Source organism: Ectobacillus panaciterrae DSM 19096, assembly GCF_000430785.1.
Taxonomy (GTDB): Bacteria; Bacillota; Bacilli; order Bacillales; family Bacillaceae_G; genus Ectobacillus; species Ectobacillus panaciterrae.
In genome coordinates, this window is sequence record NZ_AUMR01000125.1 from 1 (window position 1) to 9,396 (window position 9,396).

A 9,396-nucleotide genomic window follows, 5' to 3' on the forward strand; every position below is an offset into this window, starting at 1 on the left:
AATATGACCACGACAGACGGTAAAATCCTAAAGCGTTATGGATTGAAACCTGTAACGTTAATCTGGAGGTTTCAAAACATATATTGGTTCTAAAAAATAAAATGAGAGGGGAGGACTGGTTGGTTTGAGATGGTTTTATATGTTTTTATACATGTCAAATTAACCAGGCCAAAAAGGGAAGGGATCTCAATGCTGAAAAAGTGAAACAGGAAGGAATCCGTGCCTTGATTGACGGTCTTGTTCCGAAGCTTTTCGCAGAGGATCACTGGGAATCATATGCTGAAGAAGTGCAATTCACAAAGCAAATCGGCTATCAAACGCCGCCTGCAGGAACAATATCGATTATATAATGATACGATTGCACTCCTGAACGCACGGAGCAAAAAAACAATACATATGTCATACAGCCGAGTATAAACATACCTGTAAGCCGGATTGAGCGGAACCAGCAAAGGCCCATAAATCTATATGAACTTGGCTATAAGGATGCGCAAATGCATGAGCAAAGTCTGTAGAGCTGGATTTGTTAATTTCTGCTCAACAAATTGCATCAGCAATCCGCCGTTTTCGATGATGAAAATGCTCGCAATTGGGCAGGAAAGAGAAATACAGCGCAATATTCACGAGAAATTGACGATGAAAAGTTAGCATAGGTTTGTAGGAAAACAAAAGAGATTTGTGGAAATTTCATCTTATAGATAATAAAGTTTCCGGAAAGGGAGGGGATAGTATGAGCAGTGCGGAAGTACAGAAAAGCAAAAATCATACTTGCATCTTTGTCAGCTTTCCCGGTACTAAAATGAAATTTCCAAATGTCACGGAGCTTCGAAGCAAGAAAACGAAGCAATTAACCTTATGCGTACAGTTGAACGAGCAAGGACAGCTACAAGATTTCCATTTTATGAGTGAAGGCTCCGTACTAAAGCTTAAATTTGCCGCTAGGAACAACGGACAAACCGTGCTCAATCAAATTGTGAAGCTCACAGCAAATAAAGCAGAACATGTGATTACAAATGAGCTTTCCATCATCAAAAGAGAAACAGAGCATGCCTGTGAATATGTACTGATCAGCAAAGAAAAACAAGCAGCGAGACGAAAATCCAAGCGGAAACGAACGGAAAACATCAAAATTACTGAGTACGTCCTGTTCATCGTGCCGAAAGTGACAGAGAAAGAAGCACCACAGGATAGAACGAAGATGGCGGCTGGAAACATGAAAATTGGCTTGCACAAGGACAAGAAGAAGCATGCAGGCTTACATGTAGTGAATGAACACAAGGTTAAAGATCCAATGAGGGTACATATAATGAGGTCATTCGAAGCAGCTGCTTGTCTTCCTCTGGTTTTGTTACGCTTTCTCGGTCCAGGTGATCAAGTTCTTCCGCTTCCAAGAGCGGAGCCGCGTGCTTCGTAGTTTGAAAATAAAATCCTGCTAAAGGAGGTTTGTCCTTACTGCTTTTCTTGCATAGATAAGGTTAGTGTTTGACCTTTTATATATAAGAGAAAGATGGAAAGGAGAGCGAGACAATAAAGTTGGCTGCGGCATGTGCCGCAGCTTTTTATTTTTTGTAGGCGAGAAGACCCATCCTCAAGGAATGGGAAGGGCGCAGCTCAATGAGTAGGGTGGGGATGAATTGTCCTATCACCTAAAGAACAAGAGTTAGTTGAAACAAGAGTAGAAAAGCACAAATAAGAGCATATTATCCTTGAAAATACTAAGAGGAGTTGATTGCCATGAAAAAGGAATCATACGAAAACAAAAGAAAAACCACTGACAAAATGAATGATGAAATGAAAACGATTTACAATAATCTTTCGAATGAAAAAAACGAACAGCCGGAACCGCAGCCTAAAGATTATGATGAAATAGAATATTAGTAGCCTAAAATATGAAAGGGGAGAGGCCAAACACCTCTTCCTTTTATATTTGCATAAAGAATGCACCGCAGGTTACGCTAAAAAAGAAAGAGGTGAAAATATGGAGGGTAATCTTATAGAAGCAACGTTTGATACAAACACTGAAGAATTAACGATACACTCTATTAAGCATGTAGAAACACATACTGTACTGACTTCTGCAGAAGCTCGTGCGCTATATAACCGTCTTGATCAGCAAAGCAGCGGAGAAGATACCGTTATTACAGTCAATGATCAATTTCCGATTTTGTTAACGGTTGCGCAAAGGGAGCAGATAAAGAGGGATCTTAGCCGTTATATTGGACTGCAATAACAAATACATAAAGCTGGATGCTGAACTTATACGATTTGTTCGGGAGAGTTGAAAATGAAACTAAGGAATAAAAAATCACATTAGATTATTCGGATTCTTGGTTTCGCTAAGTAAATGAAACTACAAGTAAAGCATTTGGTTGCTCTTTTTTCATCACTTAAAAAATAAGTTTCATAAAACAGAGGGTAGTGAAAACAACAAAGAAAAACCCAACAGAACAACAAATTGCTCTGTTGGATCAGATTTACCTATAGGTTGTAAGCACTTTTCTTTCTATGGGCGTGTTACGTAACAAAACACAACTATCGCGCTTAATTATTGACTTGCAGCCTCATTATATAAATCCAATGCTTCTTTTACAGTTAACCTATGTTTCACAATGCCGTGAATTGCTTGAATCATCGCAACCGGGTGTTCAGATTGCCAAATGTTGCGCCCCATGTCTACTCCGGCTGCTCCTTGTTCAATTGCATTGTAAGTGATTTCCAGCGCTTGTTGAATGGTATCGAATTTCGGCCCGCCTGCAATAACAATTGGCACGGGACAAGTGCTTGTTACTTTTTCAAAGTTTTCACAGTAGTATGTTTTAACAATGTCAGCACCAATCTCAGCACATATTCTAGAGGCAAGAGCAAGAAATTTTGCTTCTCTTTTCTGAAGCTCTTTAGCTACTGCAGTAATACCCAAGACGGGTAACCCATAATCATGCGCTTCCGAAACGATATGAGCCAAATTTGCGATGGTCTGTGTTTCATATTGAGATCCTACGAATACGGATACACCGACTCCGACAACGTTATGACGAATGGCTTCTTTTATTGAAGTTACAATAGTTTCATTAGCTAAATCTTCTCCGACCACGCTAGGACCGCCAGATACACGGAGAACCATAGGGGTACTGCAATCCTTTGGAATACATGATGATAATACGCCGCGAGTTACAAAGAGAGAATCCGTAAAAGGCAATAAATCCTTAACAGTTTCTCCCGGTTTCTCCAACCCATGAATCGGACCTAAAAAATAGCCATGATCTACGGCGAGCATAACAGCTCTTCCATTCGGTATAATCGTATGCAAACGATTTTGAAATCCCCAAGTCATCTTGTATCACTCCTTATCAACTGTTGGATTCTCTATATTTACTGTATCTTTTACTTGTAAATGCGGAGATTTAATAAATACCGCCCTGAAATTTTTGTTTGAACGGTTGATGAGGTAGTGGGATTCTTTGGGGCGGACTTGCAATAGCTCTCCTTCTTTAACATGTACTTTTATATTATTAATATAAAAATCTATTTCTCCTTCTAACGCATAGAATACTTCTTCGCATGTAGTATGATAATGATTCTGAAAATCTTGTCCGGGCTTTATCACTACAATTCCAACATCAATATTGGGACCTTTCACTAAATATTTCGGTCCGTTATCTCCAAAACGGTACTCAAATTCTTCCTCATTTACTTTTAACATAGCATTCACTCCTTTGATGTCCATCTTAAATGGCACCTGGCGCAATCCACATATGGGAAGTTAAACCTTGGTCTGCTAAAGAAAGCTGGGTTTTATAAATTTCTCTCCATTTTTTATAAAGAGATTGATAATGCTCATGATCTACCGGATTTGGATAATAGGTTGCTTCCCACTTAACAAATTTTCTTGCCGTTTCTTCCATTGATGGATATAAGCCGACTGCAGTTCCTGCCACAATAGAAGTTCCTAAAGCTGCCGCTTCTTTTACAACAGGGACTTTAACAGGTATACCCAAAACATCTGAAAGTATTTGACACCATAGCTTGCCTTTAGATGCGCCGCCTGCAAATACAACTTCATTCGGAAACGAACCTGTCAACTCTTCAATTAATTTCAGATTTCCATATGTTATAAAGCAAGCGCTTTCTTCAATCGCACGAAAGATTTCTTTTTTGCCGCACTTTTCAGGATCTAAGCTTAGGTTTAGAAAAGACGGGGAGGCATGACGCCAAGATATAAAATTCATAAGATCAGAAAAAATAGGGACTATGCCGTTTGATCCCGCGGGTACGTTCACAGCCTGCTGTTCCAATAATTCATAAGCATCTATTCCAAGTTCGTCAGCCAATGATTTTTCCTCCTGGCAGAATGCATCCCGAAACCATCTCATAACCAATCCCGGAAAAAAAGCAATCGTTTCATACTGCCAAAGGGTCGGAATAACATGACAATTTACACGAATTCTAGCTTTAGAGTCTGCTTGGAGCACAGATATATTTACCTCCTGCTGCCAAAAACTTCCGCCGCAAACAAAAGTCTGTCCCGCTTCTACGATTCCCGTGCCAAGAGAGGCCATTTGCGCATCACCGCCTCCTGAAACGACAGGTATGCCCTCCAAAAGTCCCGTCTCCTCGGCGCATTCCTTTGTTACAGCTCCAATTATTGTTCCTGCCTCATTTACTTTTGGAGCAAAGGGGATGGTAATATTACACTGTTCTGCAAGACTTGAATCCCAATCCCTGTTATATAAATTAAAAATTCCTGATGTGCAGCCATTAGAAGGATCTATTTGCAGGACGCCGGATAACTTATACAAAATCCAATCGTTCAACATCGTAAAACTACGAATTTCTTTGTATATTTCCGGCTGATGCTTCTGAATCCAGCGTAAGCGCGGAATTACCCCCAATGCAAATGTCTGGCCAGAAGTTAGATATAGTTTCTTTTCAAGATCAGACTCTATTTCTTTTAATTCCACAACTTCTTGAAATGCCCGGGCGTCTACATTGGCACATCCCCATATTTCTTTGCCTTGTTCGTTATACAAGATAAATCCTTCTCTCATGCTTGTTGCACTAATTGCTTTTATATCTGCAGGAACTATCCCGCTTTTATGTAGAACCTCGCGTGTGCATTCCTTTATCAGTTCCCAGTTTTGTGTTACATCAAAGTTCATAGAACCAGGATATTTAGGGTCGGAAGAATGCGTCCATTCCCGCTGGGAAACAGCAATCTGCTGTCCCCATGAATCAAATAAAACCGCACGGATACTTCCTGTGCCCGCATCAAATGCTAACAGTACAGACATTTATTTGCCCTCCTTTTGTAGTAGGGAGATAGCAGTCTCTTCATCTGTTATAAGTGTACGAATATATTTGCCTTTCATTGCGCCGTATATAGCGTCTACCTTTTGTTGTCCTGCTGCGACACCGATAACATGTTTCATTTTTCTTAACACATCGAGTGAAACGCCAATTAATCTTTTATGATGCGGAAGATTCAATATTTTTCCAGAGCAGTCATAGAACTGTCCCAGTATATCTCCAACACCATTGTTATTTCGAATAAAAGCCATCTCTCCGAGGGTCATTTTTTCTTCTTTTATAATAGTGGCCTCTGAAGATAATCCGCCAATCCCGACAATGGTTGCGTTAGCTAGAGCGGCTAAGTGCAAAATATCCTTAACAGCAGGTTCGGACAAAATACTTTGTGACATTTCGTCAGTTGAACCTAGAAAAGGAGAAGGGATAATATGAATCTGCCCTTTAAACTTTGCTATACTTTGACTCATCTGTCCGCCTTGCCTTTGAAAATAATAGTTAACTCCGCCGGTTAAGGTTACAATAGACAAATTTGCGGGACAATCTAAGTTAAGATCATGCAGTGTTTTAGAAACGGTTTCTCCCCAACCAATTCCTAATAGAGCGTTAGAAGGAAGATGGTTTTCTAAATATTGAGCTGCTGCTTTTCCTAATGAATCTGATACATTCCCTTTAGGAGTAGGAATAATGAACGCATCTGTTAATTGAAAAGTTCGAATGAAGTCTCTTTCAATTCCAAGGCAATGCAAACCGGAGCCTTTAATGTTGAATTGCACAATCCCCTCTACTCTTGCTTTTTCTAGTAAACGCACAACTTTGTTGCGAGATATATTCAATATTCCTGCTATTTCATTTTGCGTTAAGCCATCTTTGTAATAGTACCAAGCTACCTTTGTCAGTAGATTATCCTTGAAATGTAGTTGTGTCATTTTGTTCATCCCTTTCAACAAATGGCCGTTGCTTCAACATATGTTCAGTTTGAACGGTTTATGCAGGAAGTAAGTTCGTTAACTTAGCTCATATCCTGCATTCTATCTTCTGTTGCTGCTAGCTTTTTAGACTTTTTATAGAGCCATTCATACATAATCAGGATTATAATAAAAATGTTACATGTGGAAGTAATTACAGCTGACGGGATTAATTTGTCTAAGTATCCTTAAATGGAATTATATGTAATTTCATACACCGCAATTTCATTAAAAACTGCTATAGCAATAAGCAGTACAAGAAACATTCAAAGAAGTATTTAGCAAATAATAAATTGATAGTGGATAAGTCTGGGAGTTTCATAATAAACTGAACTATATAAATGCAACTAAAAAAATAGACATAACAACTTTTCTTTTAGGGGGAGAGATCATCCGACTAAGCATAGAAGCGGTCAAACCCTTTTTGTAGCCCATGCAGGGAGAGAGAGGGAGCGAGCGCAGTTTCTCTTTTGTTCTGCATGGCAAATGATAGATATGTCGGAAAACTAAGATGGATTTATATAGTAAGTTAATGAAATGAGTTTTAAGACCAAAAGCAAGGGGGCTTTATTGATGAAAACATACTCTTCAAGGAAAGAAGTACCAGCAAGTGAAAGATGGGATTTGACAGACATTTATCCAAATACAGAATCCTGGGAAACAGATTATACAATCGTACTGGAAATGACAGAAAAACTTAGAACTTTCGATGGAACGATTGATAATGCACAAGCTTTGTATGAGTACTTAACATTAAAGGAAGAAACAACTTATCTTTACAGCAAATTGTACGCATTTTCCCAACTGCAAATCGATATCGATACACGGGTTTCTTCTTCTCAAGCCTTGTTGGATAAAGTGCGGCACTTAGGACAAAAATTCAGCAGCGCAACTTCATTTTTCATGCCCTTTTTATTAAGTCTTGATGAAGGAGCATTAAAAGAATACATAAAAGAAGCGGAAGGCCTTACATACTTTGAGGATGATTTATTCGAAGCCTACCGATATAAAAAACATGTATTAAGCAAAGAAAAAGAGGAAGTTCTTTCTCAAATGGGAGAAGCGCTTTCTTCTCCCAGAAATACATTCGGGATGATCAATAACGCAGATATCCGATTTGGAGAAGTAACGGATGATAATGGGGCAAAGGTTCGACTTACAAGAGGCATGTATTCAAAATTGATTGAACACGAAGAAAGAGACAAACGAAAAGAAGCATATCAAGCGTATTATCAGCCTTATACTCAATTGCAGAATACGATTGCTTCCACGCTGGCTTCCGCAATTAAGAATAATGTGTTGCTGTCAAACATGCGAAATTATCCATCTGCGTTGGAGAAGTCTTTGTTCTCGGACATGGTTCCTAAGGAAGTTTATGAAAACTTGATTCAATCCACGAAAGAAAATATGAAACCGATGTATAAGTATATGACAATCAGAAAAGAACGGATTGGTCTGAATGAATTGCGCGCTTACGATTTAAGCGTTCCTTTAGCAGCAGGGATTGAACAAGTGATTCCGTATGAAAAAGCCTACGAAACGATGTTAAAAAGCTTAGCTCCGCTTGGAGAGGAGTATGTTCAGACGTTGGCGGGCTTTAAAGAAAAAAGATACATTGACGTAAGAGAAACCCCAGGAAAGCGTTCTGGAGCTTATAACCTTGGTCTTTACGGAGTCCATCCGTTTGTTTTATTGAATCATCAGGACGATCTGGACAGTTTATTCACTCTCACGCATGAGATGGGGCATGCGATGCACAGCTACTATTCAAGCAGACATCAGCCGCAGATTAAGGCCGGTTATTCCATCTTTGTAGCGGAAGTGGCTTCCACAGTAAACGAAGTATTATTGATTCGCTACTTATTGAACAACACAGATGACGGCCAAATGAAAAAGCATTTGTTGAACCATTTCATCGACCAATTCAAAGGAACATTTTTCACGCAAGTCATGTTCTCCGAATTTGAAAAAATCACTCACGAAAAAGCAGAGCGCGGGGAAGCGTTACATGCCGAGGTGTTCAGCAGCATTTATGAGTCTCTTTTTAAAGAATACAATGGGGAAGAACTCGTGCTGGATGAAGAAGTGAAATACGGATGGACCAGAATTCCTCATTTCTATCGGCCTTTTTATGTTTATAAATACGCAACAGGGTTTGCTTCGGCCATTCACATCGCAGATCGATTGCTTGAAGGAAATCGAGATGTACTGCACTCTTACTTAAACTTCCTGAAAAGCGGCTGCAGTGATTATCCTCTTGGATTGCTGAAACAAACCGGTGTAGACTTATCTAAGCCGGAGCCTATTCAAAATGCTTTATCTGTTTTCAGCGGGCTGGTAGATGATTTTTCTAAACAACAATAACTAAAGATATATAGATACTTTGACCTGCTGCATACAAGAAGGCAGGTCTTTTTTTTGTTAAAAAAAGAATTCATAAAGAATATTAAAAAATATTTGAATAATCAGAAAGTTGTTGGTATAATGAAAAAAAGGACAAGGAGTTGATTTCTTATGAAAAAACCTTTGCTCAATGCCCCTCAAAAGCCTGAAGTAATGGATGCTCTTTTTGCCGAAATGCTATTAGATAAAGCTCTTCTTAGTTTCCGAAAAGAGCAGCTCCGAAAAGAAATCGACCAGTCATTACAGGATGGAAACAAGGAGAAATTCATGCAGTTAACAGAAGAGTTAAAGAAACTTCTGTAAAGATGCAGCATAAAAACTAGAGTCATTTCAAAACATGTGAAGCCAACATATAATAAAAAAGGAAGAGGTATTTAACCTCTTCCTTTTTCCAGGCTGTAGAGAAAGTCTTCTCTACAGCCTTTTTTGTGTCTGAACGCCTTTTCATCTGTTCATACTGATAGAAAAGAGGAAAAGGAGCGATGTCCCATGATGGGAGCACTGAAAAATCATCGAGATGAGCGTGTAATGGTTTCTGTTGAAGAGTTAGTTCCACAAGACCACTTTTTACGTGCCGTGGAAGCAACGATTGACTTTGATTTTATAGAGGAAAAGTTACGTCCTTACTATTGTAAAGACAATGGTAGACCTTCGATTCATCCCATTACTCTTTTTAAAATGATGTTTATCGGCTATTTTTACGGCATTCGTTCAGAACGGCAAT

Annotated in this window: 12 protein-coding genes and 1 pseudogene; 9 read left to right on the forward strand and 4 right to left on the reverse strand. The window is 39.1% G+C overall.

All coding sequences use genetic code 11. The features are described 5' to 3' along the window. Nucleotides 1-224: 224 nt before the first annotated feature. The 6 genes and pseudogenes from H540_RS34805 (at nucleotide 225) to H540_RS33820 (ending at nucleotide 2,230) form a co-directional block, all read left to right on the forward strand. Complete coding sequence (locus H540_RS34805; protein WP_425388152.1) at nucleotides 225-350, forward strand: hypothetical protein; 126 nt, start codon at nucleotides 225-227, stop codon at nucleotides 348-350. Nucleotides 351-380: 30 nt separating this feature from the next. Then, a pseudogene (locus H540_RS35645) lies at nucleotides 381-515 on the forward strand (DUF6363 domain-containing protein); the annotation flags it as partial. Next, on the forward strand, nucleotides 499-648 hold the full coding sequence (locus H540_RS33485; protein WP_155891098.1) for a hypothetical protein: 150 nt from the start codon (nucleotides 499-501) through the stop codon (nucleotides 646-648). The pseudogene H540_RS35645 and the gene H540_RS33485, both read left to right, overlap by 17 nt. Before the next feature lie 82 nt (nucleotides 649-730). Next, nucleotides 731-1,414, forward strand: coding sequence for a hypothetical protein (locus H540_RS0120410; protein ID WP_028402170.1), 684 nt, complete (start codon nucleotides 731-733; stop codon nucleotides 1,412-1,414). A gap of 320 nt (nucleotides 1,415-1,734) precedes the next feature. Then, entirely contained in the window at nucleotides 1,735-1,878 is a 144-nt protein-coding gene (locus H540_RS34100) for a hypothetical protein (RefSeq protein ID WP_169729581.1), read from the forward strand. Between the two features lie 100 nt (nucleotides 1,879-1,978). Then, a complete protein-coding gene (locus tag H540_RS33820) occupies nucleotides 1,979-2,230 on the forward strand; it encodes a hypothetical protein (RefSeq protein ID WP_028402171.1) in 252 nt (83 codons plus the stop codon). Nucleotides 2,231-2,545: 315 nt separating this feature from the next. Here H540_RS33820 and lsrF read toward each other — a convergent pair whose 3' ends face one another. Genes lsrF through H540_RS0120440 form a run of 4 tightly spaced genes read right to left on the reverse strand, consistent with a single transcriptional unit; the run spans nucleotide 2,546 to nucleotide 6,248 of the window. Next, on the reverse strand, nucleotides 2,546-3,331 hold the full coding sequence (gene lsrF, locus H540_RS0120425; protein WP_028402172.1) for a 3-hydroxy-5-phosphonooxypentane-2,4-dione thiolase: 786 nt from the start codon (nucleotides 3,329-3,331) through the stop codon (nucleotides 2,546-2,548). Nucleotides 3,332-3,337: 6 nt separating this feature from the next. Next, nucleotides 3,338-3,700, reverse strand: coding sequence for a cupin domain-containing protein (locus tag H540_RS0120430; RefSeq protein WP_028402173.1), 363 nt, complete (start codon nucleotides 3,698-3,700; stop codon nucleotides 3,338-3,340). A gap of 25 nt (nucleotides 3,701-3,725) precedes the next feature. Continuing rightward, nucleotides 3,726-5,288: an autoinducer-2 kinase gene (lsrK, locus tag H540_RS0120435; protein ID WP_028402174.1), complete on the reverse strand. Its 1,563-nt coding sequence runs from the start codon at nucleotides 5,286-5,288 to the stop codon at nucleotides 3,726-3,728. Beyond that, complete coding sequence (locus tag H540_RS0120440; RefSeq protein WP_028402175.1) at nucleotides 5,289-6,248, reverse strand: sugar-binding transcriptional regulator; 960 nt, start codon at nucleotides 6,246-6,248, stop codon at nucleotides 5,289-5,291. Nucleotides 6,249-6,842: 594 nt separating this feature from the next. On the opposite strand from H540_RS0120440, the gene pepF reads away from it, so the two are divergent. From pepF to H540_RS0120455, 3 genes are all read left to right on the forward strand, one after another. Beyond that, on the forward strand, nucleotides 6,843-8,633 hold the full coding sequence (gene pepF, locus H540_RS0120445; RefSeq protein WP_028402176.1) for an oligoendopeptidase F: 1,791 nt from the start codon (nucleotides 6,843-6,845) through the stop codon (nucleotides 8,631-8,633). A gap of 150 nt (nucleotides 8,634-8,783) precedes the next feature. Next, complete coding sequence (locus H540_RS0120450) at nucleotides 8,784-8,975, forward strand: IDEAL domain-containing protein (RefSeq protein WP_028402177.1); 192 nt, start codon at nucleotides 8,784-8,786, stop codon at nucleotides 8,973-8,975. Nucleotides 8,976-9,161: 186 nt separating this feature from the next. Then, nucleotides 9,162-9,396, forward strand: a 235-nt coding sequence (locus tag H540_RS0120455) for a transposase (protein WP_034671541.1), incomplete at its 3' end; no start/stop codon positions are given.

Bases quoted from the DNA above. Each gene is read 5' to 3' on its own strand.
- H540_RS33485 (WP_155891098.1), top strand. From the start codon at position 499: ATGAGCAAAGTCTGTAGAGCTGGATTTGTTAATTTCTGCTCAACAAAT.
- H540_RS0120410 (WP_028402170.1), top strand. From the start codon at position 731: ATGAGCAGTGCGGAAGTACAGAAAAGCAAAAATCATACTTGCATCTTT.
- H540_RS34100 (WP_169729581.1), top strand. From the start codon at position 1,735: ATGAAAAAGGAATCATACGAAAACAAAAGAAAAACCACTGACAAAATG.
- H540_RS33820 (WP_028402171.1), top strand. From the start codon at position 1,979: ATGGAGGGTAATCTTATAGAAGCAACGTTTGATACAAACACTGAAGAA.
- lsrF (WP_028402172.1), bottom strand. From the start codon at position 3,331: ATGACTTGGGGATTTCAAAATCGTTTGCATACGATTATACCGAATGGA.
- H540_RS0120430 (WP_028402173.1), bottom strand. From the start codon at position 3,700: ATGTTAAAAGTAAATGAGGAAGAATTTGAGTACCGTTTTGGAGATAAC.
- lsrK (WP_028402174.1), bottom strand. From the start codon at position 5,288: ATGTCTGTACTGTTAGCATTTGATGCGGGCACAGGAAGTATCCGTGCG.
- pepF (WP_028402176.1), top strand. From the start codon at position 6,843: ATGAAAACATACTCTTCAAGGAAAGAAGTACCAGCAAGTGAAAGATGG.
- H540_RS0120450 (WP_028402177.1), top strand. From the start codon at position 8,784: ATGAAAAAACCTTTGCTCAATGCCCCTCAAAAGCCTGAAGTAATGGAT.